Source organism: Nonomuraea candida (assembly GCF_000725485.1).
Classification (GTDB): Bacteria; Actinomycetota; Actinomycetes; order Streptosporangiales; family Streptosporangiaceae; genus Nonomuraea; species Nonomuraea candida.
In genome coordinates this window covers 1-23250 of sequence record NZ_JOAG01000080.1, presented here as the reverse complement: position 1 = coordinate 23250, position 23250 = coordinate 1, and the positions used below count along the sequence as shown (strand labels likewise).

Annotated in this window: 20 protein-coding genes and 1 pseudogene; 13 read left to right on the top strand and 8 right to left on the bottom strand. The window is 75.1% G+C overall.

The features are described 5' to 3' along the window. Window positions 1–166: 166 nt before the first annotated feature. The gene (locus IO39_RS41930; protein WP_211267370.1) at window positions 167–2446 is read right to left on the bottom strand and encodes an ATP-binding protein; all 2280 of its coding nucleotides are present in this window, start codon (window positions 2444–2446) and stop codon (window positions 167–169) included. Between the two features lie 34 nt (window positions 2447–2480). On the opposite strand from IO39_RS41930, the gene IO39_RS41925 reads away from it, so the two are divergent. Further along, window positions 2481–2975, top strand: a complete 495-nt coding sequence (locus IO39_RS41925; RefSeq protein ID WP_245642579.1) for a winged helix-turn-helix transcriptional regulator — start codon at window positions 2481–2483, stop codon at window positions 2973–2975. Between the two features lie 182 nt (window positions 2976–3157). Here the strand turns inward: IO39_RS41925 and IO39_RS41920 are convergent, their stop codons facing one another. Next, window positions 3158–3616 carry an SgcJ/EcaC family oxidoreductase gene (locus tag IO39_RS41920; protein WP_211267369.1) on the bottom strand — a complete coding sequence of 153 codons (459 nt, stop codon included), beginning with the start codon at window positions 3614–3616 and terminating at the stop codon, window positions 3158–3160. Between the two features lie 9 nt (window positions 3617–3625). Here IO39_RS41920 and IO39_RS41915 point away from each other — a divergent pair, with 9 nt between their 5' ends. Further along, window positions 3626–4933 carry a hypothetical protein gene (locus tag IO39_RS41915; protein WP_052424093.1) on the top strand — a complete coding sequence of 436 codons (1308 nt, stop codon included), beginning with the start codon at window positions 3626–3628 and terminating at the stop codon, window positions 4931–4933. 188 nt (window positions 4934–5121) lie between these two features. Next, window positions 5122–5286, top strand: coding sequence for a hypothetical protein (locus tag IO39_RS41910; protein ID WP_211267368.1), 165 nt, complete (start codon window positions 5122–5124; stop codon window positions 5284–5286). 125 nt (window positions 5287–5411) lie between these two features. Here the strand turns inward: IO39_RS41910 and IO39_RS41905 are convergent, their stop codons facing one another. Continuing rightward, window positions 5412–5843, bottom strand: a complete 432-nt coding sequence (locus IO39_RS41905) for a DUF6463 family protein (RefSeq protein WP_043636709.1) — start codon at window positions 5841–5843, stop codon at window positions 5412–5414. Between the two features lie 92 nt (window positions 5844–5935). Between IO39_RS41905 and IO39_RS41900 the strand changes: the two genes are divergently transcribed. After that, window positions 5936–6493 (top strand): TetR/AcrR family transcriptional regulator, encoded by a 558-nt coding sequence (locus tag IO39_RS41900; protein WP_043636726.1) that lies wholly within the window; start codon window positions 5936–5938, stop codon window positions 6491–6493. A gap of 95 nt (window positions 6494–6588) precedes the next feature. On the opposite strand, the gene IO39_RS41895 is transcribed toward IO39_RS41900, so the two are convergent. Then, on the bottom strand, window positions 6589–7128 hold the full coding sequence (locus IO39_RS41895) for a GNAT family N-acetyltransferase (RefSeq protein WP_043636707.1): 540 nt from the start codon (window positions 7126–7128) through the stop codon (window positions 6589–6591). Between the two features lie 162 nt (window positions 7129–7290). On the opposite strand from IO39_RS41895, the gene IO39_RS41890 reads away from it, so the two are divergent. The 4 genes from IO39_RS41890 (at window position 7291) to IO39_RS41875 (ending at window position 11333) form a co-directional block, all read left to right on the top strand. After that, window positions 7291–8229: a cyclase family protein gene (locus IO39_RS41890; protein ID WP_043636705.1), complete on the top strand. Its 939-nt coding sequence runs from the start codon at window positions 7291–7293 to the stop codon at window positions 8227–8229. A 376-nt stretch (window positions 8230–8605) separates the two neighbouring features. Next, the gene (locus IO39_RS41885; RefSeq protein WP_043636699.1) at window positions 8606–8926 is read left to right on the top strand and encodes an ankyrin repeat domain-containing protein; all 321 of its coding nucleotides are present in this window, start codon (window positions 8606–8608) and stop codon (window positions 8924–8926) included. 19 nt (window positions 8927–8945) lie between these two features. Beyond that, the gene (locus IO39_RS41880) at window positions 8946–10148 is read left to right on the top strand and encodes an AAA family ATPase (RefSeq protein ID WP_043636698.1); all 1203 of its coding nucleotides are present in this window, start codon (window positions 8946–8948) and stop codon (window positions 10146–10148) included. Window positions 10149–10151: 3 nt separating this feature from the next. Then, window positions 10152–11333: a vWA domain-containing protein gene (locus IO39_RS41875; protein ID WP_043636697.1), complete on the top strand. Its 1182-nt coding sequence runs from the start codon at window positions 10152–10154 to the stop codon at window positions 11331–11333. Window positions 11334–11477: 144 nt separating this feature from the next. Here the strand turns inward: IO39_RS41875 and IO39_RS41870 are convergent, their stop codons facing one another. Beyond that, the gene (locus IO39_RS41870) at window positions 11478–11978 is read right to left on the bottom strand and encodes a MarR family winged helix-turn-helix transcriptional regulator (RefSeq protein ID WP_052424092.1); all 501 of its coding nucleotides are present in this window, start codon (window positions 11976–11978) and stop codon (window positions 11478–11480) included. A gap of 172 nt (window positions 11979–12150) precedes the next feature. Between IO39_RS41870 and IO39_RS41865 the strand changes: the two genes are divergently transcribed. Next, on the top strand, window positions 12151–12939 hold the full coding sequence (locus IO39_RS41865) for an SDR family NAD(P)-dependent oxidoreductase (protein WP_043636696.1): 789 nt from the start codon (window positions 12151–12153) through the stop codon (window positions 12937–12939). A gap of 151 nt (window positions 12940–13090) precedes the next feature. Here IO39_RS41865 and IO39_RS41860 read toward each other — a convergent pair whose 3' ends face one another. After that, the gene (locus IO39_RS41860; RefSeq protein WP_043636693.1) at window positions 13091–14089 is read right to left on the bottom strand and encodes an ArsR/SmtB family transcription factor; all 999 of its coding nucleotides are present in this window, start codon (window positions 14087–14089) and stop codon (window positions 13091–13093) included. A gap of 59 nt (window positions 14090–14148) precedes the next feature. On the opposite strand from IO39_RS41860, the gene IO39_RS41855 reads away from it, so the two are divergent. Continuing rightward, entirely contained in the window at window positions 14149–15687 is a 1539-nt protein-coding gene (locus tag IO39_RS41855; protein ID WP_084774468.1) for an MFS transporter, read from the top strand. Window positions 15688–15724: 37 nt separating this feature from the next. Here IO39_RS41855 and IO39_RS59805 read toward each other — a convergent pair whose 3' ends face one another. Together IO39_RS59805 and IO39_RS41850 are read right to left on the bottom strand one after the other, a co-directional pair. Then, complete coding sequence (locus IO39_RS59805; protein WP_369332907.1) at window positions 15725–15982, bottom strand: Scr1 family TA system antitoxin-like transcriptional regulator; 258 nt, start codon at window positions 15980–15982, stop codon at window positions 15725–15727. A 185-nt stretch (window positions 15983–16167) separates the two neighbouring features. Beyond that, a complete protein-coding gene (locus IO39_RS41850; protein WP_052424091.1) occupies window positions 16168–18858 on the bottom strand; it encodes an ATP-binding protein in 2691 nt (896 codons plus the stop codon). Window positions 18859–19269: 411 nt separating this feature from the next. Here IO39_RS41850 and IO39_RS41845 point away from each other — a divergent pair, with 411 nt between their 5' ends. The 3 genes and pseudogenes from IO39_RS41845 to IO39_RS41835 form a co-directional block, all read left to right on the top strand. Continuing rightward, window positions 19270–21525, top strand: a complete 2256-nt coding sequence (locus IO39_RS41845) for a helix-turn-helix domain-containing protein (protein WP_043636686.1) — start codon at window positions 19270–19272, stop codon at window positions 21523–21525. 227 nt (window positions 21526–21752) lie between these two features. Continuing rightward, window positions 21753–22769: an AraC-like ligand-binding domain-containing protein gene (locus IO39_RS41840; RefSeq protein WP_043636681.1), complete on the top strand. Its 1017-nt coding sequence runs from the start codon at window positions 21753–21755 to the stop codon at window positions 22767–22769. Between the two features lie 239 nt (window positions 22770–23008). Beyond that, window positions 23009–23250 (top strand): annotated as a pseudogene (locus tag IO39_RS41835) (esterase); the annotation flags it as partial.

Sequence of the window (23250 nt, the reverse complement as noted above, 5' to 3'; positions counted from 1 at the left end):
CAAGCTGCGGCAGGCGGGGGTGCCGGTCACCGCCGTCCGCTACCAGGGCATCATCCACGACTTCGTCATGCTCAACACCCTGCGCGAGACGCAGGCCGCCGCTTCGGCGATCGAGCTGGCCACCGCCACGCTGCGCCGGGCCCTGCACCAGAGCTAGCCGAGCCCCTCACCCGGGGGGATCGGTGAGGCGGGCGAGCTCTCCGAGCACCCGGGCCGCCCGCACGCTGTCGTCGGCCGTCTCGTACAGCTCGACCGCCTCGCGGAAAGCCGCCCGGGCCTCCTCGGCCCGCTCCAGATTGACCAGCGCCCGGCCCAGATGGGTCAGCGACAGCGCCACCGCCCGGCCGATCGGGCGGCTGCGCAGCTCCGCCAGCGCCTGGCGGTAGTGGTCGGCGGCCTCCTGCCAGCGTCCCAGGTCGAGGTAGGACTCGCCCACCACGTCCAGCGCGGCGCCGACGGCGTGGCGGACGATGGCCGGCGAGCCGCCGAAGGAGGGGTCGCGCAGCCGTTCGACCATGGCGAGGCTGTGCTCCAGCGCCTCCTCCAGGCGGCCGAGCCTGCGCAGGCAGTTGCCGATGCCGACCAGGGCCTGGGCCAGGCCGTCGGCGTCGCCGGCCCGCTGGAAGCACTCGGCCGCCCGGCGCGTGTGTTCCAGTGCGGTCACCCTGCTCTCCTGGTCCTTGCGCCCCCACAAGGCCCACGTCGCGTACGTCAGGGCCCAGCCCTGCTGGCGCACGTCGCCCGCCTGGCGGGCCAGCTCCAGAGCGCGCAGGGCGGTCTCCTCCGCCTCCTGGTAACGGGCCAGGCAGTAGGTCTGCGCCCAGGACAGGTAGTTGAGGTGCACGGCCTCCTGCGCCCGGTCGCCCATCGCCCGGGCGGCCGCGGCCGACAGGCCGAACACCTCGGGCCAGTGCCCCCAGTGCATCCACAGGTCGGAGAACCAGTGCATCGCCTCGGCCACCTCGACCACGCGGGCGTGCCCGCCGAGGCGGGCCGCCTCCCGCAGGGCCGCGAGCCACGCCTCGCCCTCCGCCATGAGCCACTCCTGGGCCCGCGGCTGGCCGTCCAGCACGACGAGCGAGCTCCAGTCCGCCGGAGGCGCGCCGTAGTCCGGCTCGAACCAGCGGCCGGCGACCGTGGCGGTCTCCAGCAGCCAGGCGTCCATGCGTTCCCGCGCCCGCCGCCGCTCCGCCTCGGGCTCCTCCTCCGACAGCCGGGAACGGGCGAACAGCCGTACGAGGTCGTGGAAGCGGTAACGGCCGGGGTAGGGCGACTGCAGCAGCCCGAGGTCGACCAGCTCCTCCAGGGCGTCCTCGGCCCCGGCCGGATCCAGTTCGGCCAGGACCGCCGTCACGGGCACCCCGAAGTCCGGCGCCGCGACCAGCGCCAGCCGCCGGAAGCCGCGCCGCGCCGGCAGGGACAGCTGCCGGTACGACAGCGCGAAGGCCGCGGCCACCGACAGGTCACCGGCGGCCAGCGACTCCACCCGCCGCCCTTCGTCGCTGAGCAGGGCGGCGAGCTGCCCGGCCGTCCAGCCGGGCCTGCTCTGCAGCCGGTTCCCGGCGATGCGCAGCGCCAGCGGCAGGTTTCCGCACAGGCTCGCCACCCGCGCCACCCCGCCGGGATCTTCCTGTGCGCGCTCGGCCCCCACGATTCCGCGCAGCAGCTCGGCCGACTCGCCGGCGGCCAGGTGCGCCAGCGGGATCTGGCGCACGCCCTCCAGCCCGGCCAGCGGACGCCGGCTGGTCACCAGCGTCATCACCGGCCCGCCGGACGGCAGCAGCGGGCGGATCTGGGCCTCGTGCGCCGCGTTGTCCAGGATGACCAGGCAGCGCCGCTCGCGCAGCAGCGCCCGGTAGCGGCCGGCGCGCTCCTCCTCGTCGGCGGGGATGCGCCGCTCGGCCACGCCGAGCGCCTTCAGCAGCCGCGACAGCGCCGTCCCCGGGTCCAGCGGGACCTCGTCCATGCCGCGCAGGTCCAGATAGAAGCAGCCGTCGGGGAACAGGTCGGCCAGGTGCCCGGCCGCCCGCACCGCCAGCGCCGTCTTGCCGATGCCGGCCGTTCCCGAGACGGCGGCCACGACGGCGTCCTCGCCCGCCAGCTCACGGAGCAGGCCGAGCTCCCGTGCCCGGCCGGTGAAGTCGCCGACCCCGCGGGGCAGCTCGCACGCGCCCGGCGCGTGCGCCTCCTGGCGCGGCCGCCCGGCCCTGGCCGCCTCCGACAACGCCGCCCGCCCCGCCTCGTCCAGCCGCAGCGCCTCGGCCAGCGCCTGCACGGTACGCCGCTGCGGCCCCCGGCTCGCGCCGCGCTCCATGTCGCCGATGGCGCGGACGCTGACACCGGAGGCGTGCGAGAGCTCCTCGATCGTCAGCCTGGCCGCGTGCCGCATGCCCCGCAACAACGCGCCGAACGACTCCGCCACCATCTCCCCCGTCCGCTGCCCCACACCTGCCGCATGGCACCTTATCCGCCTGGTCAGAGTGGGTGTCGCCCGCCTCGAACAGCTGGAAGAGGCAGGACTCGTCACCCGCCGCGCGCTGCCGCGCCCCGAGCGCGCCGTGGTCTACGAGCTCACCGACTACGGACGCGACCTCGAACCGGCGTTGATCGCGCTGGGCCGCTGGGGCGCCCGGACGCTCACCGAGCCGCGTCCCGGCGAGCTCGTCACCGCCGAGGCGGTCGCCAGGTCCTTCCGCACCGCCTACCGGCCGCCGCAGGTCCGGGGAGTCACGGCCGGCTACGAGGTCCGCATGGGCGAGTTCACGCTCCGCCTGCCGATCACCGACGGCGCCCTCACGGCCGGCCTCGGCCCGCACCCCGCCCCGGACCTCGTCATCGAACGGCGCACCGGCCACCCCGTCCGCGAGCTGATGAGCGGCGGCAAGACCCCCGACGACGTGCTCCGCGACGGGAGCGTGCGCATCGAAGGCGATCCCGCGCTGCTCGACCGGTTCGCCGAGATGTTCCGCTTCTGATCGGCAGACCGGCCATGCCGCCTGGGGACGCGCCCCGGCGTCGGCGGCCGTCTTGGACCGCGCCCCCGGCGTCGGCCGCCGCCTACGCCGGACGCTCCCCGGTCCGGCGGGATGACCTGCCGCCCCTGGGCCACAGGCAGCCGCCCGGCCGGCGCCGCGTCAAAATCCGGAAACCTCCGCCGTCAGGACGGCGGCCGGCCGATCCTGGTGTTCTGGAAGGTGGTGAACAACCAGGCGCCGTCACGCTTCACCGCGACCCGGGACTGCATGGAGCGCGCCTCCGGACGGCACTCCTCCTCGCCGGGCCGGATCACGCAGTTGCTCGTGACCATGACCGCCGTGTCGGGGGAGAGGAAGCGGACGTGCCGCACCTCGCCCAGGTGGAACCGCGTCCCCTTCATGAACGTGCTGAGCCCCTCCCGCATGCTCTCGGCGATCTTCTCCCGGGTGCGGATGTGCTCGCCGTTGACGGCGATGAAGTCGGCGTCCTCCGTGAAGGTGGCGGCGAACGCGTCACCGTCCCCTCGGTCCCACGCGTCGGCCTGCCGCCGTTCGAGCCGCGTGAGCTCGACCTCCACGCCGCCCGCCTGCGCACGTGGGCGCTGCTGGAACAGGGCGACCTCCGCTACCTGGACGAGCACCACGCCTTCGTGGCCGCGGCCGAACGCGCCGCGCTGCCGCGCTTCCGGTTCGACGCGTGCTGGGACCAGGTCACCGTCGCCACCCTGACGGGGCGTTTCGACCAGGCGGCGGCGCACATCGGCCGGGCTCTCGCCGTCGGCCCGTCGCCGCACGTGGACGCCGCCAGCGTGTGCCGCCACCTGCGCTGGGCGCTGGCACTGCGCCGGGGACGGCCGGAGGAGGCCGGGGCGCTGCTGGCGGGGCTCGACGGCGGCGTCCACCCCTACCTCCACCTGGTCAGGGCCGCCACCGCGCTCCACGGGGGCGACCTGGCGTCCGCCCGGCGTCACCTGCACGACGACCCGGCGGGCGGGCAGGGGAACGGCTGGTACGCGCCCCTGCAGCTACGGCTCCGCGCGCAGGCGGCCGCCGCCGGTGGGGACCCGGGGGAGTGCGCGCGGCTGCTGGCCGTGATCGAGCCGTACGCCGGTGAATGGGCGGTGCCCGGCATGGCCACGGTCGAGGGGCCGATGGCGTACTGGGCGGCCCTGCTGCACGCCGCGCTGGAACGGTGGGACGAGGCGGTCGACGGGTTCACCGCGGCCTGGCGCGCGGCCGACCGTCTCCAGGCCCGGCCCTGGTCGGTCGAGGCCCGGCTCCGGCTCGCCGAGGCCCTGCGCGCACGCGGCCACGACGGCGACGGCACGGCCGCGCGGGCGCTCCTGGAGGAGGCGCGGCAGGAGTCGGCCGCCCTCGGCCTGGCGGACCCGACCGGCCAGATCGGCAGGCCGGGATCGCCGGCGAGGCGGTTCACGTTCGACGGCACCGTGTGGACGCTCACCTACGCGGGCCGCACCGTCCGGATGCCCGACGCCAAGGGCCTGCACGACCTGCGGGCCCTCCTCGCCCAGCCGGGCGTGGACGTCCCGGCCGTACGGCTCACCGGCGACGCGCCGTACGGCTCGCCGGGCAACGCGCCGGGGACGCTCACCGGGAACGCGCCGGCGGCGCTCGGCGGGCAGGCCGGGAAGGGCTACCGCGACCAGCTCGCCCGGCTGGAGGAGGAGATCACGCGGGCCCTGCACCTGGGCGACGACGAGCGAGCCGCCGTGCTCGACCGGGAGCGCCGGCAGGTCGTCGGGGAGCTGGAGGAACGCGTGCGCCGCTCCGGCGACGCGGCGGAACGCGCCCGCAAGACGGTCTCCAACCGCATCCGCGCCGCCCTCGCCCGGCTCGACCGCAGCCATCCCGAGCTGGCCCGCCACCTTCGCGCCTCGATCTCGACCGGCGCGAACTGCCGCTACCGGCCCGTCTCGAACCTGACCTGGCAGAGCTGACCGAAGCTCCGGCGTCGCGAGCCTGGACGGAGCATGTCATGAGCACGTGCCAAGGCGCCGCGGGCAGTTCGTCCAGTGGACGGTATGCCCGGTCAGAGGCTCGCGGAGCGCCCTCTTCGGAGTTGCACGAAAAGGGCCGCACGGTCAATGAGTTCGTCGTGGAGGAGGTGCTCCGTAACGTGTACGGAATGCCGGGACTCTTCCGAACGCCTCCCGTACCTCCCGCCGCCATGTCGGGGGCGGGCGCGGCGATCCTGCGGTACCTGAACGACACGGACACCGGCATCGCCGCCGGCATCGACCGCGTCCTCGACACGGCCGAGGACCTCCACCGACGCCGCACCCGGCATTGACACCGCACGGCCTCGGGTTTCGGCTCGGCGTGGGCGTGGGCGTGGGCGTGGGCGTGGACGTGGGCGCCGCCGCCGTTGCGGTCGAGGCGTTCGTCCCGCTCTGCGTGACGGGCGCCAGGCGGCCTCTACGCGTCGCCGGCCCGCCGCCGGGGGAGGGTCCGGGACGGCCGCCGTGCCGCGGCGACGATCAGGGCTCCGGCGACGGTCCCCGCGAAGTACGGTGACGGGACGAGCAGCACCCCGCCCAGCAGGCACCACGCCGCGAGCCCCCACCCGATCCCGGCCGGTACGGCCACCCCGCGACCGGCCAGATGCCAGACCAGGCAGCCCAGCAGGATCAGCGGCACGGAGAAGCTGCCGGGGCCGGCCCAGAAGGCGACCTGGTTCTCCGGGTTCCCGCCCGCGCCGGGGGAGAGCGGAACGGCCGCCCACAACCCCTGCTCCACCCAGCGGGCGAGGTCGTCCCGGCTGATGAAGGTCAGCAGGGACAGGTGCCCGATCCCCAGCACGAGCATGATCCCGCTCGCCCAGCGGAGCAGCCGCTTCCCGGTGTCCATCGCACGAACCTCCTGAGTTCTGTGTTAGCTGGCATAGGGTATATCGGTCAGCATGTGCTCTGCTTGTCGACATACCTGATTGGATGGAGGGCATGGCCACGCGACGTACCGAGACGACTCAGGAGAGCCGCCGCCTGCTGGTGACGGCCGCCGCCGAGCTCTTCGCCGAGAAGGGCTACCGGCAGACGAGCTTCATCGACATCGCCGACCGGGCCGGCATCAGCCGCGGCTCCATCCCCTGGCACTTCGGCAACAAGCTGGGCCTGCTGGAGGCCGTGCTCGACGATCAGCTCCAGGCGGTGCTGACCGGCTTCTCCCCGTCCGGCGACGCGCTGGAGCAGGTCATGGGCTACATCCGGCTGCCGGCCACGCGCCTGTTCATCACCCTGCTCGCCGAGGCGGTGGAGGCCGGCTCGCCGATCCGCGAGCACTACGCGCGCCTCCACGAGGCGCTGCGACAGGGGGCACGCGCCCGCCTCCCGGCGCACGCCCTGCCCGCCGGCACCTCCCCGGAGGCGCTCACGGTGCTGCTGGTCGGGACCGTCATCGGCGTGCACGCCCAGTGGCGGGTGGCGCCCGAGGCGATCGACCTCGACGCCGTCGAGGCCACCATCCGCGCCCTGCTGCCCGCAAGCCTCGACCTGGCCTGACACCCCGGCCACGGCGCGGCCTGCGCCGAAGGCATTACCGGGCTCAACTCATGGGAATTCTGGTGGGACTGAGGGGCTCGCCGGTGAGGGGCGGCTCAGGCGGGCAGGTTCTTGGCGAAGATCCAGTCCAGGCCGTCCTCGCCGGCGACGTCGAGGTGTTCCGCCCGTACCAGGCCGGCGCGCAGCGCCACCCGCTGGGAGGCGGCGTTGGCCGGGCGCACCCGGGCGATGACGGGCAGGTCGGGAACACGTTCCGTCACCCACCCGACCACCGCGGTCGCGGCCTCGCCGGCCACCCCCTGCCCCCATGACGAGACCGCGAAGCGGTAGAAGAGGTTGAGCACGCTCGCGCCGTCGAGCTCCATGAGCTTGGTCCCGCAGAACCCCAGCGTCCCCCCCGCGTCACGCCGCCGCACCACCCAGTAGCCGTAGCCGAGCCGCCGCCAGTGAGCGTCCCAGCGCTGGAAGAGCTCCGCCGCCTCCTCGCGGCTGGACAGGGCGTCGGAGGGATTGTGCAGGCAGGTGGCGGGATCGCTGTGGACGGCGAGGATCGCGTCGATGTCGCCCGGCGCCGGGGGCCGCAGCGACAGCCGCGCGGTCAGCAGCTCCTCGCCGTCATGGCTACGTTCAAGCATGCGGTGATCGTAGAGGCCTGCCCCCCGGACCCGTGCGGCGGCATGGCCCCGCCCGCGACGCTCCGGGCCATGTGCTCGGAGCAGCAGGCGGGATAGCCTGCCTGCGGTGCCCCGAACCGGATGACCGGAGGAGTCGATGCTGCGATGACGGCAGGACGACCGATGCCCACACAGGACGACGTGCTCGGCTACTTCGACACGCTGTCGAACTGGGGACGATGGGGCGACGACGACGAGCTCGGCACGCTGAACCACATCACCGACGACGTCCGGCTGGCGGCGGCGCGGGCCGTGCGCCACGGCAGGAGCGTGTCGTGCGCCTGGGACGTCGCCGTGCCGGAGGAGATGGAGCGGGCGACGACGGCGTGCCCGTGCGCCGCCGACATGCCCGGCGCCGAGCAGATGCCGGCGCCCGGATTCCGCAACGACCGGCGCTGGGGCTTCTCGTCCGAGCGGCTCGGCGTCACCTTCCACGGCAACACCATCACCCACGTCGACTCGCCGTGCCACCTCTTCTGGGACGGCAGGATGTACAACGGGCGGTCGCACACCCTGGTCGACGCCGCGACCGGATCGGCGTGGGCGGCCGTCACGGCGGCCGCGAACGGGATCGTCACCCGCGGCGTCCTGCTGGACGTCGCGAGCGTGCGGGACGTGCCGTGGCTGGAGCCGGGGGAGGGGGTGTTCCCCGACGATCTCGAGGAGGCCGAGCGCCGCCAGGGCGTGCGGGTGCGCTCCGGCGACGCGGTGCTCCTGCGCACCGGCCAGGGCCGCGCCCGGCACGAGAACGGCGTGGCCGGCGGTTTCACGCAGGCCGGCTGGCACGCGTCCTGCCTGCCGTGGCTGCACGAACGGCAGGTCGCGCTGATCGGCGCCGACACCCCCCAGGACGTCCAGCCGTCGGGGTACGACGAGGTGCTGATGCCGGTCCACGCCGTGAGCCTCGTGGCGATGGGGTTGTGGATGCTCGACAACTGCGACCTGGAGGCGTGCGCGGCGACGGCCGCCGAGCTCGGCCAGTGGGACTTCCACCTCGCCGTCGCGCCGGTCCGCTTCGCCGGCACGTCCGGCAGTCCGGTCAACCCGATCGCCACCTTCTGACGGCGGGGCACGCGGCCATCAAGGCCCCGGCCGGAAACTTCTCCGGCCGCGCATGACCCGGCGGGCTCACGGGGCAGGAGGAACCCGGGACGCGATCCGTGCGTGCTGCTGGAACTGGACGGCCACGCCGTGCTCACCGACCCGTGCTCACCGACCCGTGCTCACCGACCCGTGCTCACCGACACGTGCTCACCGACACGTGCTCACCGACACGTGCTCACCGACACGTGGTTCACCGAACGGTGGTGGCTGCGCCGCGGCGAGCCGCTGGGCCTGGAGACCCGCGACCTCGCCCCCGGCGTGTCCATGCGCGTGGTTCCCTTCGGACGGACCCTGATCTGGCCCAACAACGCCTACGCGTTCGACACCGCGGCCGGTGGACCCGCGCCTGCGCGACGGCCGGCGCCGCACGCTCCTGCACGCGCTCATCCACCTGGACCACGAGGTCCTGCTGCCGAGGCTGCTGGCGGCCGGGGTCGACCTGGAGGCCGTGGACCACAACCGGCGCACGGCGCTGCACGTGGCCGTCGGCGACCAAGGCTCCGCCGCGCTGGTACGCGCCCTGCTGGACGCCGGAGCCGACCCCGGCGTCACCGACGACACGGGCCTGACGATCTCCCGGCTCATCCGCTTGCGCAAGCGCACCGACCTGGACTTCCTGCTGGACCCGCAAGACCGGGACCGGCCCGCTCGATGACCCCGGAAGGAAAGCACCAGTGAACGCCACCGACCCCGGCCCCGCACCGGACCCGCTGGCCACGGCCGACGACCTGGTCCGCCGGCTCGGATCCGCGCGCACGGAGCCGGCCGCCAACCCGCAACTGGAGGCCCTGGCACTCGCGGTGTCGGCGAACCTGCCCGTGCTGCTGTGGGGCGAGCCGGGCATCGGCAAGTCCGCCGCGCTCCGGGAACTGGCCGCCGGGCTGCGCGTCCCGCTGGAGACGGTGATCGCGAGCGTGCACGAGCCCTCCGACTTCGCCGGCCTGCCCGTCATCGGCGACGACCCGGCCGCCACCGGCGTACCGATGGCCCCGCCGGACTGGGCGGTGCGGCTGGCCACGGCCGGGCGCGGCGTCGTGTTCTTCGACGAGCTGTCCTCGGCTCCGCCCGCCGTCCAGGCGGCGCTGCTGCGGGTCGTCCTCGAACGCCGCGTCGGCAGCCTGCCGCTCCCCGAGCCGGTCCGCGTGGTCGCCGCCGCCAACCCGCCCTCCAGCGCCGCGGACGGCTGGCACCTCAGCCCGCCCCTGGCCAACCGGTTCGTCCACCTGCAGTGGACGCACGACCCGCGCACGGTCGCCCGGGGCATGGCCGGAACCTGGCCGGCCGTGCCGCTGCCGGTCATCGACCCGGCCCGGGTGCCCGGCGCGGTCGCCCGCGCCCGCGGCGCGATCTCCGGGTTCCTCACCGCCCGGCCCGGCCTGGCCCACCACCTGCCCGCCGACGCCGAGAGCCGGGGCCGGGCCTGGCCGTCACCGCGTACCTGGGAGATGGCGCTGCGCCTGCTGGCGGCCGGGTACGCCGCCGGCTCCGGCCACAAGGCGGTCGCCGCCGCGGTGATCGGCGCGGTGGGCGACGGCGCCGGCCTGGAGCTGCTGGCCTACCTCGAACAGCTCGACCTGCCCGACCCGGACCACGTGCTGGCCAACCCGGACGCCTTCGCGCTGCCGGAGCGGGGCGACCGGCAGCTCGCCTTCCTGACGGCCGTCGTCTCGGCGGTGCAGAGCGACCTGACCCGGAAGCGCTGGGAGGCCGACTGGGCGGTGCTGGCCAAGGCCGTCGACGCCGGCGTGCCCGACGTCGCGGCCCGGGCCGCCGCGGACCTCGCGGCGCTGCGCGACACCGACTGGCCGGTGCCCAGCGGCATCGACGCCTTCCTCGACCTGCTCCAGCTGTCCGGCGCGCTGCCCGGCGCCCGCTGAGCGATGGCCGACTTCGACCGGGTCAAGCTGCTCGCCGCGCGCTACCGCGCCGCCAGTGAGCGGCCCTACCTCGCCTCCGCGCTCTACTCGCTGACGGTCGTGCCGACCGCCGCCGTGCCGACGATGGCGGTGGACCGGCACTGGCGCTGCTACGTGTCACCGGCGTTCGCCGCGGCCACGCCCGTCCCCGAACTCGCCGGCGTGTGGATCCACGAGGTGGCCCACCTGCTGCGCGACCACCACGGCCGGGCGGACCGGCTCACGGCCGCCGACCAGCGCGACCGGCTGCGCGTGAACGTCGCCCAGGACTGCGAGATCAACGACGACCTGCTCGCCGACGGGCTGGCGCTGCCGCAAGGCCGGGTGGAGCCGGGCAGCTTCGGGCTGGCGGCCGGCCGGCTGTTCGAGGAGTACCTGCCGCTGCTGCCGCCGTTCGCCGCCTGCTCCGACTGCGGCTCCGGCGCCCACGGCGTACCGGGCGAGTGGGAGATCGGTGACGGCGGGCGGGGCGGCGTCACCCCGGTAGAGGCCGAGGCCCTGCGCCGGCACACCGCCGAGGCGATGCGCGCGCACCGGCGCAACCGCGGCAGCCTTCCCGGCGGCTGGCAGCGCTGGGCGGACCAGGTCCTGGAGCCGGCGGTCGACTGGCGGCGCGTGCTCGCGGGCGCCGTACGGGAGGCCGTCGCCTGGGCCGCCGGGGCGATCGACTACACCTACCACCGCCCGTCGCGCCGCACCGCCGCGCTGCGCGGCGTCGTGCTGCCGAGCCTGCGCCGCCCGCTGCCGTCCGTCGCGATCGTCATCGACACTTCGGGCTCCATGGGCGAGGACGACCTCGCCGCGGCCCTCGCCGAGGTCACCGGCGTGCTGCGGGAGGTCGGCGTCGGCGGCAACCGGGTCACGGTGCTCGCCTGCGACGCCGACGTGCGCACGGCCGCCCGGGTGACGTCCGCGCAGCAGGTCGAGCTCGCCGGCGGGGGCGGCACCGACATGCGGGCCGGCATCGGGGCGGCGCTCGCCCTGCCCGAACGGCCCGGCGTCGTGATCGTGCTGACCGACGGCCACACCCCGTGGCCCGAGGCGCCGTCGTCGTCCCGCCTCATCGCCGCGCTCATCGGCGCCGACCCGCCGGCCCCGCCCGCCTGGGTCGAGGCCGTCCGCGTGCCCGGAGCCGCCGGCGCGTGACGCCGCCGCCCGGCCTCCGACGGCGGAGGCCGCGGTCGGGCGATTTCGCGATCCCCGCAGGCGGCGGACGGGGCCGGGCCGGTCAGCCGGTTTCGCGATCAACGAGGTCAGGGCGGGACGGTTTCGCGATCCCCGCAGGCGGGGTCAGGGCGGACAGGCGGTTTCGTGCGGCCGGCCGGCCTCGATCCTGGCGATGGGCTCGCCGACGAGCCGGCGCAGCGCGTCGTGCAGGGTGTCGCGCGCGGCGGGGGAGAGGCCGGCCAGGAGCCGGTCCTCGATCGCCTGGATGTCGGCGCGGGCGGCCTTGAGGGCGCGGCCGCCTTCGGGGGTGACCTCGACGATGCGGGCCCTGCGGTCGGCGGGGTCGGGCCGCCGGCGCACCAGGCCGTCCTTCTCCAGCTCGTCGAGGATGAGCACCAGCTTGCTCTTGTCGACCGACACGGCCTGGGCCAGAGCGAGCTGGGAGCTGGCGGGGGCTTCGACGATGGCCAGCAGCACCGTGTAGCCCCACAGGGTCATGCCGTGCTCGCGGACGGCCGCGCTCTCGGCGGTGGCCAGGCCCTGCTTCAGCCGCGCGAACATCCAGTGCAGGTCCTGGTGCAGCCGGCTGTCGGGCGCGTCTTCCGGGGCAGGGGCGTGAGCCATGCCCGTCATGATACCAAGCCAAGATGTTCTTGATTCACAACTATCTTGCCCTATATTGATTGCGAGTCTAAATCGTCTCGACTGTCAAATAATCCCGCCGCCCGGGCCGGGCGGCCTGGCATCCGCCCGCATCGAGCCGCCCCACCGGCGAAGACAACAGGAGAACCACCCCATGAACACCGACCTCCACGGCCGCGTGGCCCTGATCACCGGCGCGTCGAGCGGCATCGGAGCCGCGACCGCCCGCGCCTACGGCCGCGAAGGCGCCCGCGTGGCGATCACCTACCGCAACCACCCCGACCGCGCCGGGAAGGTGGCCGCCGACGTCGAGGCCGCCGGCGGGCAGGCGCACGTCGTCCGGCTCGACCTGGAGGACCCGGCGACCATAGACCACGCCGTCGCGGCCGTCGCCGAGCGGTGGGGCGGGATCGACGTCCTCGTCGCCAACGCCGTGCGCTGGGGCGGCGACGCCCCGCCCGACCCCGCCCTCCGCTTCGAGGATGTGCCGCTGCGCGAGTGGCACGCCATGATCGGCGCCAACCTGGTCGGGACGGCCGCCACGGTCCGCGCGGTCCTGCCCGGCATGCGGGCCAAGGGCTGGGGCCGCATCGTGCTGATCTCCTCGGGCGTCGCGGAGGAGGGCCTGCCCGGCCCGGGCCCCTACGGCACCGCCAAGTCGGGCCTGCACGGACTCGCCCGCGGCCTGGCCTGGAACGCCGGCCGGGACGGCATCCTGGTCAACGTCGTGGCCCCGGGCTTCACCCTCACCGACAGCCGCCCCGACTTCCCGGCCTCCGTCACCGACGCCCTCGCCGCCGCCACCCCCACCCGCAGGCTCTCCAGCGCCGACGACGTGGCCGGCCTCATCGTCTTCCTGGGCTCGGGAGCCAATGGCAACCTCACCGGCGAGCTGCTCCGCGACGGCTCCGCCGCCGCCCGCGCCCCCCACATCGGGGGCTAGCGAGCACTCACGGCGACGGGGCGGGGCCCACCCCGTCACCGGGTGGCCACGCTCGGCCGCCCGGTGGTGCCGAGCGGGGACCCGGCGCCGGCGGCGGGCCGGGCTCGGTCGCCGGCCAGGGCCCAGCGAGCCCCGGCACCGGCGCCCGGGCTCAGTCGCCGGCCAGGGCGCCGCCCAGCGGGGTGCGCTCGTAGCGCACCGATCGGCCGGTCCGCGTCCGCGTGACCAGGCCGGACTCGCGCAGCACGGCCAGGTGGCCGCCCACCGTGCCGAGGCTGAGACCCAGCTGGCGGACCAGCTGGGTGGTCGTCGCCGGCACCTCCAGCGCCCGCAGCACCTGCGCCCGGTGCGGGCCGACCAGCCGCTCCAGCGCCACCGCACCGCCCTGCGGGGGCGGCGGCCCCAGCAGGCTCGCGACGCCACGCGCGGGATACACCAGGGCGTACGGCCAGGGCGGCTCGACGTAGCTGATGAGGGTGCCGAAGACGGTCGGCATCAGCAGCAGCCCCTTGCCGCCCAGCCGGTGCCGCTGCCAGGCGTTCCGGGGGCCGGTGCGCACCTCGATCACGCCGTCGGCCCCCTCGGAGCGCCAGCCGACCCGGGGATCCAGGTCGGACAGCGCCGCGGCCCAGCCGTCCATGGCCAGGTGCCCGGCGCGGTGCACCAGGTCGCGTTCCAGCACCGTGCGCAGCCGCGGCCAGTCAGGCTCGACCAGAGCGTGCCAGGTCGCCTCGATCGCGTCGGAAAGGCGGGTGAGCACGTCCGGGGCGGAAAGGATCCGCTGGACGTGCCGCGGCGGCGTACGCAGCCCGGCCAGGTTGCGGGCGATCTCCGCGCGGGCCTGGCGCAGCGGGGTCGCCCGCACCGCGGCGAGCTCGGCGGCGAAGTCACCGCCGCGGCCCGAAGGCGGCGGATGGATGAAGTCGGCGTTGTAGGCGCCGCGGCGCATCAGCGCCGTCAGCGCCCCGACCGCGGGCGTCTCCAGGAGCAGCCGTGAGTAGCGCGGCGCGACGCGCTCCGCCCAGGGCCGCAGCGGCCCGGCCGGCTGCTTGCCCGCCGCGACCCGCAGCGCGTTCATCGTCTCACCCAGCGGTGAGATCGCGTAGCGGGTGTGCGCCACGTCGACCGGCCCGACTTCGATGGCAAGCATCTTTCGCCTCCACGCGAAAGCTTAACGCCGCGCCCGCACCGCCCCGGAGACTGGCGCGCATGACGACACCCCACGCCGCACCGTCGCGGGCCGGATACCGCGAGGTGTTCGCGGTAGGCCAGTTCCGCGTGCTGTTCACCGGCTACACGCTCTTCCTCGGCGGCGAGACGGTGAAGATGCTCGCGCTCTCGGTGACCGTCTACGCCGGCACCGGCTCGCCCCTGCTGGCCGCGCTGGCCTACGTCGCCGGCTTCCTGCCCTACGCCCTGGGCGGCACGCTGCTGCTGGCGTACGCCGACCGGTGGCCGCCGCGAGACGTGATGGTCGGCTACGACCTGGTCCGCGCCGCGGTCGCCGCCGTGCTCGCCGCCGGCCTGCTCTCTCCTGCCGCGATGCTGGTGCTGGTGTTCGTCACCGGCATCCCCGGCGCGGTCGCCTCCGCCGCACGCAGCGCGCTGCTGCCCGACCTGCTCGACGGCGACCGGTACGTGCTCGGCCGGGCCGTGTTCTCCATGGCCGCCGGCGGCACGCAGGTGCTCGGCTTCGCCGTGGGCGGCACGCTGATCGCGGTGCTCGGCCCGCACGGCGCGCTCTGGATCACCGTGGCGAGCTGCCTGCTGTCCGCCGCGCTGCTGCGCCTGCGGCTGGTCGGGCGGCCGTGCCGAGGCACGGGCGCGGGGTATGCGGTACGCGAGACCTGGCGCGTCAACCGCGAGCTGCTGCGCCGGCCGGCGATCCGTTCACTGTTGCTGGCCCAGTGGCTGCCGCCCGCGCTCGTGGTCGGCGCCGAAGGCGTGCTCGTCCCGTACGCCGCCCGGATCGGCATGCCGGGCTCGGCGGGGCCGTTGTTCGCCGCCGTGGCGCTCGGCATGCTCACCGGCGACCTCGTGATCAGCCGGCTGGTCACCCCGGAACGCAGGGAACGGCTGGCCGGGCCGCTGGCGCTGCTGCTCGGCGCGCCCCTGCTCGGGTTCGTGGCCTCGCCGGGGCCGGTCATCGCGGCGCTGCTGCTCGCCGTGTCCGGCTTCGGCGTCGCGTACCAGCTGGGGCTGGCCCGGCGCTTCCTGGAGGCGGTGCCGGAGACGAACCGGGGCCAGGCCTTCGGGCTGGCGCTGACCGGCACCATGACGCTGCAGGGACTGTTCGCGGGCGCCGCCGGAGCGCTGGGCGAGGCGGCGGCGCCCGGCCTGGTCGTGGGGGCGGCGGGCGCGGCGTCCATGCTGGCCGTGTCGACCCTCTGGCGCGTGCTTGCCTCACCGGGGGTAGCTCATGAGGCCCCGTTCAGGGCTCTCTTCGCCTCGGCGGATTCAGGCTCCACGACACCACCGGCCCACTGCCACGGCCCGTGCTTCCGACGCGGCGAACGGCCAGGGCGGAATCGGGGGGATGCGAATGTGCCGGGCTCTGTCATCGGGGTTCTCCGTGAGCGTCTATCCGGGTGGCTGTGCCATCCGACGCCAGGAGGAGGTACCGCTCGGCTCCAAAATTCTTGCCAATGTTTGCCACTATTCGCCGAGGGCCGCTCGGGCTGCGGCGATCCTGCGTCGTGCCTCCCCACCGAAGTCCGCGATGTCCCCCAGCGCATGGAAACGCTCTAGGTACAGGGAGACCTCCCACCCCTGGGTGATGTTCAGTTCACCAGAAACCAGCTCGACCTGGACCTGCTTGCCGTCGAAAATGTTGAAGCCCTCCACCGGCACCGCGTGTGCCGAAGTAGGAGACGCGGTGAGCGGGATGATTCCGAGAGATGGTGGGAAGCCGCGTCACATCCTCAAGGCGTGCGAGCTGTTCCACGAGAACATGGGTCTCATACAGGCGATAGTGCGGGGCGGCTTCCTCGATCAAGAAGACGAACTGGCGCCGAGCCCGACGCAGGACCCGCTGCCGGCTCATCCGCTCGGCTACGGCCGCCGCCACATCATATATCTGCTTGAGCTGGTCGGCGAGCGCCTGCCGGGCGCGCTGCGCACTGGTGGAAGACGAGGATGGCACGGTGACCGAGCGGGAGGAGCAGGCGACTGGGCGGGCGTTTCCGGTCGCGAAGGCAGGTCGTGTACGGGGTTCGCGTGATGACGTTCTCAGAGTCCGAGGGCGTCGCGTAGCTGGGCGCGTGACGAGATCCCGAGCTTGGGGAAGACCCGGTACAGGTGCGTGCTGACGGTCCGATGGGACAGGTAGAGCTGCTGCCCGATCTCCCGGTTGGACAGGCCCGCCGCCGCCAAGCGGGCGATCTGCAGCTCCTGTGCCGACAGGTTGTCGCTGCCGGCGGGCACCCGCCCGGCGGCGGTCTCGCCGGCGGCCCGCAGCTCCTGGCGGGCCCGCTCGCCCCAGGCGGCCAGCCCCAGCGCGTCGCAGGTGTCACGGGCCGTGCGCAGGGACTCGCGCGCCTCCTTGACCCGCTTGTGCCTGCGCAGCCAGGAACCGTGGGCCAGCCAGATCCGGGCGCGCGCCGTCGGCCAGCGGGTCAGGTCGGCCGCCAGGGCGGCCTCATAAAGGGGCTCGGCGTCGGCGAGCAGCGCGCGGGCGTGCCGCAGCCCCACGTGCGCCAGCGGGGCGGGGGCGCCGGCGGCGGCCTCCTCCAGCTCGGCCAGGATCGCGCGGAAAGCCTCCTCCTGGCCGCTGCCCACGGCGGCCTCGGCCATCTCGCTGACCGAGAAGAGCCGCCAGAGCGGATGGTAGGCGACGTCCTGGGCATCGGCGATCCGCCGCAGGTAGCCGAACGCCTCGGCGTGCTGCCCGGCACACAGCGCCGTCACGCCCCGGGCGTACAGGACCAGGGCCAGCACGGAGGCGGCGCCGTTGGGGCCGAGCTCCCGCTCGGCCTCGGCGGCCAGGGCCCGGCCGAGCCCGGCCTGCCCGCGCTGGCCCGCCAGCAGGGCGCGGGCGGCCAGCGCCGCGGCCACCCAGCGCGGCTGGCCGATCTCGCGGGCCAGCCGCTCGCACTCGTCGGCGACGAGGTTGGCGCCGGCCCAGTCGCCGCAGAAGACCTGCTCCCAGATCAGCGAGGACAGCGCCTGGGTGAGGGCGCCGAGCCGGCCCTGGGCCCGCAGCTCGGCGACCGCCGCCTCCAGGAAGCCGCCGGCCAGGTCGAACGCGCCGACGCAGGTCGCCGCCACCCCCAGCAGGCGGTTCTGCACCCCGTCGAGGCGGGCGCCGCGCAGCCGGCGCAGGCGTTCGATCACTTCGGCGCCGCGCTCCAGCCCGCCGGCCAGGCTCAGGCACGCCAGCAGCTCCGGGTCGTCCGGGGACGGGGCCAGGCGCTCGGCCAGCTCGGCCACCCGTCGCCGCACGTCCGGGCCGGGCTCGGTCCACCAGCAGCGGGTCGCGGCGGCCCGGACGACGTTCATCGCCAGGGCGGTGTCGCCGAGCGTCGAGACCGACTCGATGGTGTCGATGAGCCGGCTGACGGGGGTGCGTCCCTCTTCGAGCACCTCCCGCAGCCACGCCAGCCTCGCCTGGCCGAGCGCGGTCAGGACGCCGGGGTCCACCTGGGCGAGAAGGTCGGCCAGGAGGGCGCGGTCGCCCAGCTCGAAGGCGAGTTCGGCGGCCTGCAGCAGCCGGTTGGCGCGCAGGGTCGGCCCCTCGGTCAGCTGGGCGGAGCGCCGCAGCGCGGCGACGGCGACGGCGACGGCGCCGCGCCGGTGCGCGCGGCGGGCGACGTTGACCAGCTCGGTGGCGACCGCGGCGTCCGGGTGGCTCAGGGCCGCCGCCCGGTGCCAGGCCTGCCGGTCGGGGTCGGCGGCGTGCACCTCGGCGAGCGCCTGGTGCACGGCGAGGCGCTCGCCGGGCGTGGCGCGGTGGTAGATGGCCGAGCGGACCAGCGGGTGGCGGAAGCGGAACTCCCCCGCGGCGAGGTCGATCAGGCGCCCCTCGGTGGCCGGCGTGAGCGCCGCGACGGTGAGCCGCTCCCCGGCCACGAGGCTTCCCGCGGCCAGGGCGGTGGCCAAGTGCCTGCCGTCGTCGGCCGCCGCCGCCAGCAGCAGGGCGCGGGTGGGCGGCGGCAGGTCGGCCAGCCGTACGGCGAAGGCGCGTTCCAGGCGCGCGGTCAGCGGCAGCAGGGCGGCGGGCCCCGGCTCCGGCTCGCCGTCCACCACCCGTGGCAGCTCCACCAGAGCGAGGGGGTTGCCGTCCGCCTCGGCCAGCACGCGCCGGCGCGCCCCGGCGCCCAGCCGGGGCGCGCGCCGGTCCAGGAGCGTCTCGGCGTCGCGGTGGCCGAGGCCGCCGAGTGTCAGCTCCGACAGGCCGCAGTCGTCGAGGTGGGTGCGATGGTCGTCCCGGACGGCGAAGAGGACGGCGATGGGGTCGGCGCGGATGCGCCGGGCCACGAAGGCGAGCGCCTCGACGGTGGGCGCGTCGAGCCAGTGCACGTCGTCGACGACGACCAGCAGCGGCCGGGACGCGGCGGCCTCGCCGAGCAGGGTGAGCACGGCCATGGCGATCAGGAACGGCTCCACGCGCGCCTGGCCGCGCCCGAAGGCGCTGTCGAGCGCCTCGCGCTGCCGTGGGGGCAGCTTGGCCACCGCGTCCAGCAGGGGCAGCAGGAGCAGATGCAGGCCGGCGAAGGGCAGGTGGGCCTCGCCCTCCACCCCCGCCGTGCTCATGACCGTCATTCCCCGGCCGCGAGCGCCGGCCATGGCGGCTTCCAGCAGCGCGGTCTTGCCGATGCCGGCCGGGCCGCGCACGATCAGCGCGTCACCCTGCTCCGGCGAGCGCGCCAGCACCGCGTCGATCGCGGCCACCTCGCGCTCCCGGCCGACCAAGCTGACCACGGTGCCCCCTGCCGATGACGTCATGTGACGGATGCCGAGCCGACGTCACGGCCGGTACCGTCGAGTGCCCGTCACTGCGCAGATCAGCAGTCGCAGATCAGCAGTCGCAGATCAGCAGTCGCGTGCACGGCTCGCGCCTTGGCCAAGGCCGCTGTCATCGGCAGCGTGGTCGAATTCTACGAGTTCGCCCCCTTTGGGCTTGCGGCAGCGCCGGTCTTCGGCAAGCGGCCGATCCGAGTGGCGACGCGGGCGAGCCGGCGAAGCCGGGAAATCACCGTCATGTGACGGATGCCGCCGGCCGTACCCGGAAGGAACGCTGATCGCGGAGACCTTCACCACAACGGAGCACGAGCATGAACAGACCCGGCCCGGGCCAGGGTCCCGGCGGATCGGCGTCGCGGAGGCGGGCGAGTGGCTGAGCGGGAGTTCGGCTCCCTGCTGCGGGAGCTGCGCACGGATGCGCGGATGACGATCGAGGAGCTGTCGGAGGCCTCCGGAGTGAGCGTCCGGGCGATCGGCGACATGGAACGCGGCAAGGTCAGCTCGCCGCAGCGCCGCACGGCCGAGGCGCTGGCGGACGGCCTGAAACTGGCCGCCCCGGATCACACGAGGCTCCTGGCCACGCTGAAGACCCGCCCGCGGGCGGGAGCGCTGGCCCAGCTCCCGGCCGACCTGCCGGTGTTCACCGGCCGCCGCGCCGAGCTCCGGCAGGCTCTCGCGCTCCTGGACCGGAACCAGGAGGCGCCGGCCGTGGTGATCGGCGCGATCGGCGGGATGGCCGGAGTGGGCAAGACGGCGCTGGCCCTGCACTGGGCGCACCGGATCGCGGAGTCCTACCCGGACGGACAACTCTGGGTGGATCTGCGGGGTTTCGACCAGAGCGGGCAGGTGCTGGACGCGGGACAGGCGCTGGGCGGGTTCCTGCGCGCGCTGGGCGTCGCCGACAGCCGCATCCCGGTCGGCACCGACGACCGGGCCGCGCTGTTCCGCAGCAAGCTGGCCGGCCGCCGGGTGCTGATCGTCCTGGACAACGCCCGCGACAGCGAGCAGGTACGCCCGCTGCTGCCCGCCACGACCGGCTGCCTGGCGATCGTGACCAGCCGCAACCAGCTCACCGGCCTGGCCGCCACGCACGGCGCCCGGATGCTCACCCTGGACGTCTGGACCCCGGAGGAGGCGCGGGAAGCCCTGGCCCGCAGGCTCGGCGCGGACCGGGTGGCGGCCGAGCCGGAGGCGGTGACCCAGCTCCTGGAGCTGTGCGGGCATCTGCCGCTGGCGGTGGCGGTCGTGGCCGCCCGCGCCGCCGCCCGGCCCTCCTTCGCCCTCGCCGACATCGCCGCCGAGCTGAGCGAGGCGCACGGCACCCTCGACGCCTTCCACGCCCCTGACGGGGCCGACCCGCGTGCCGTGTTCTCCTGGTCCTACCAGGCGCTCAGCCCGGACGCCGCCCGGCTGTTCCGGCTCCTGGGCCTGCATCCGGGCCCCGACATCACGCTGCCGGCCGCCGCCTCCCTCGCCGCCCTGCCCCCGCGCCGGGCCCGCGTCCTGCTGGCCGAGTGCGGCGCCGCCCACCTGGTCACCGAGCACGCGCCGGGCCGCTGGCGCCTGCACGACCTGCTGCGCGCCTACGCCGCCGAGACCGCCGAGGAGTACGACGGGCCCGCCGAGCGCCGGCGCGCCTTCCACCGCCTGCTTGACCATCTGCTGCACAGCGCGCACGCCGCCGATCAGGTCATCAATCCCGTCGTCTCCACGCCGATCGAGCCGGCGCCCGCGCGGCCGGGCGTGGTCGTCGACGTCTTTCCCGACCGCGAGCGGGCGGCCGCCTGGGCGGCCCGCGAGCTGCAGGTGATCTGGGCGGCCCAGCAGCAGGCGGAGGCGCTGGGCGGGTTCGACAGCCACCTGTGGCAGCTCGCCTGGACCACCGTGGACGCGTTCTCGGGCCACGTCTGGTCCCTCGGCCGGGAGTCGCTCGCCTTCCTCACCCGCGCGGCCGAGGCCGTGAAGCGCGACCCCGGGGGAGCGCCGTACGTCACCGCCGTCGTGGGCTGGGTGGCCATGCAGGAACGCCAGATCGGCCGGCCGGAGGAGGCCAAGGCCCGCCTGCTGGCGCTCCTGCGGCCGCCCGTCCCGCCGCTGGACCGGGCCCGCGTCCACCACGACCTGGGCTGGCTCCACGGCGAGCTGGGCGAGTACGACGACGCCCTGCGGCACTCCCTGGCCGCGCTCGGTCACTACCGCGACGTCGGCAACGAGCCCGGCCACGCCAGGGAGCTCGCCTCGGTCGCCTGGTACCAGGCGCAGCTCGGCCGCTACGACGACGCCCTCGTCTCCTGCGAGCAGGCCATCGCGCGCCTGGCCGAGCAGAACATGATGGCCACCGAAGCCTCGGCATGGGACACCTTGGGGTACGTCCACCACCATCTCGGCGACCACGGCCGGGCGATCACCTGCTACCGGCGTTCCCTCGACCTCTACCGGCACACCGGTCGCCCCGCCCACGAAGCCGAGGTCCTGGAGCACCTCGGGGACGCCCACCACGCCCTGGGCGAGGCGGCCCGCGCGGAGAGCTCCTGGCAGCGGGCTCTCGACCTGCTCATCCCGCTCGACCACTCCGGCGCCGAGCGCCTGCGCGCCAAGCTCTCCGCCACCGCGGTGATCGACTGATCCGCCGCCCGGCCTGACGACGGCGCCGCCCGGGTTCCGGGGCCGCCCGCCGCCTGCGGGCGGGCCGCGTCGTGGTCGGGCGCGGCCGGCCCGGAGTGGTCAGGCGCGGCCGGCCCCGAGTTTTCTGCCTCCGATGTGCCTGGAGAGCCGCACGGCCTCCTGCTTGGCTGATCACGTCGGGGCCGGCGGCGAGAGCCCCGGTTCAGCCGCGTCGAGGGGGGAGCACGATGAGGGTGGTGCTGGCGACCGCCGCGGTCCCCGATCGCGACAAGCTCGCCTTCTGGCGCGACGCGGTCAGCAGGACGCTGGTGCCGGTGGCCGTCACCCCGCGCGGCGACGCGCCGTTCAACGGCCGGATCGTCGCCGACACCCTCGGATACCTGCGGGTCCGCTCGATCGAGGCGGACGCCGCCCGCATCGACCGCACGCCGGCGCTGATCGCGCACGCGCCGGAGGCGTTCGTGGCGGTCGGCGTCCAGGCGGCAGGGACGGCGACCGTCGTCCAGGACGGGCGGCGGGCGCGGCTGGCAGAAGGGGACCTGGTGGTCTACGACACGACGCGGCCCTACTCCTTCGACTTCCCGCAGCCGTTCCGCGCGTACGTCTTCCAGCTGCCCCGCCGGGTGCTGGGCCTGGCCGACGACGACCTCAAGCAGGTCACCGGCACCGCCATCGGCACCGGGGACGGGGTCGGCGCGGCCCTGCTGCCCTTCCTGACCACGCTGGCCGCCTCGGCGGGCACCTTCGCGCCCACCGTGGCGGACCGGCTGGCCGGCAACGTCACCGACCTCGTCGCCACCCTGGTGGCCGAGCGCACCCGCCAGATTCCCCGGGACGCGGACGGCGCCCGGGAGCTGTTCGTACGGCGCGTGCGCGAGTACATCAACCAGAACCTGGGCGACCCCGCCCTTTCGCCCGAGACGATCGCGCAGGCGCACCGGATCTCCGTCCGCTACCTGCACCGGCTGTTCGAGGGCGAGGGGATCACCGTCGGCCGGCTCATCCAGCAGCGACGCCTCGACGAGTGCGTGCGCGAGCTGGCCCGGCGCGGCAGGAGGGCCCCGACCGTGTCCGCGGTGGCTCTGCGCTGGGGGTTCGTCAGCCCGGCTCACTTCAGCCGCGCCTTTCGCGCCGTCTACGGCCTTTCGCCGCAACAGTGGCGCACCCTGCGGACCGCCGAAGGCGACGGCGAGAAGCAGCAGGCCGCCCCTGCGGGCTCCGGCCGCGTGCTGTCCGCCCCGTAAGGCGGGCCCGCGGCGTACCGGGAAGCTCGGCGCCCCCACCCGCAGTCCACGCGGCCCTGCGCGGGGCCGCGTCGCCCGCCTGCCGCGATGAGGGGGGTGACGATCCGGGCGCTGTGCACGCGCGGTCAAGCGTCTGTGCACACGACGCCGGATCGGCGGGTCGTCCTCGCCGTAGCGTCCCTTCTGCGCCCACCCGGTGGGCTGCTGACCTCCATCACTCACGACGAACAGGTGTGATCATGAGCCATCCCGTTACCCCCCCCGCCGCGCAGGCCTTCGTGGAGGCCACCGCGCAGCCGCCCTTCCTGTTCCAGCTTGCGCCGGAGGAGGGTCGCAAGGCGGTGGATGAGGTGCAGTCCGGCCCGGTCGGCAAGCCGGCCGTGGACGAGGAGTGGATCACTGTGCCGGGTGGTCCGACCGGTCAGGTCAGGGCGCGTGTCGTCCGCCCGGCCGGCGGCAGCGGCGATCTGCCGGTGATCGT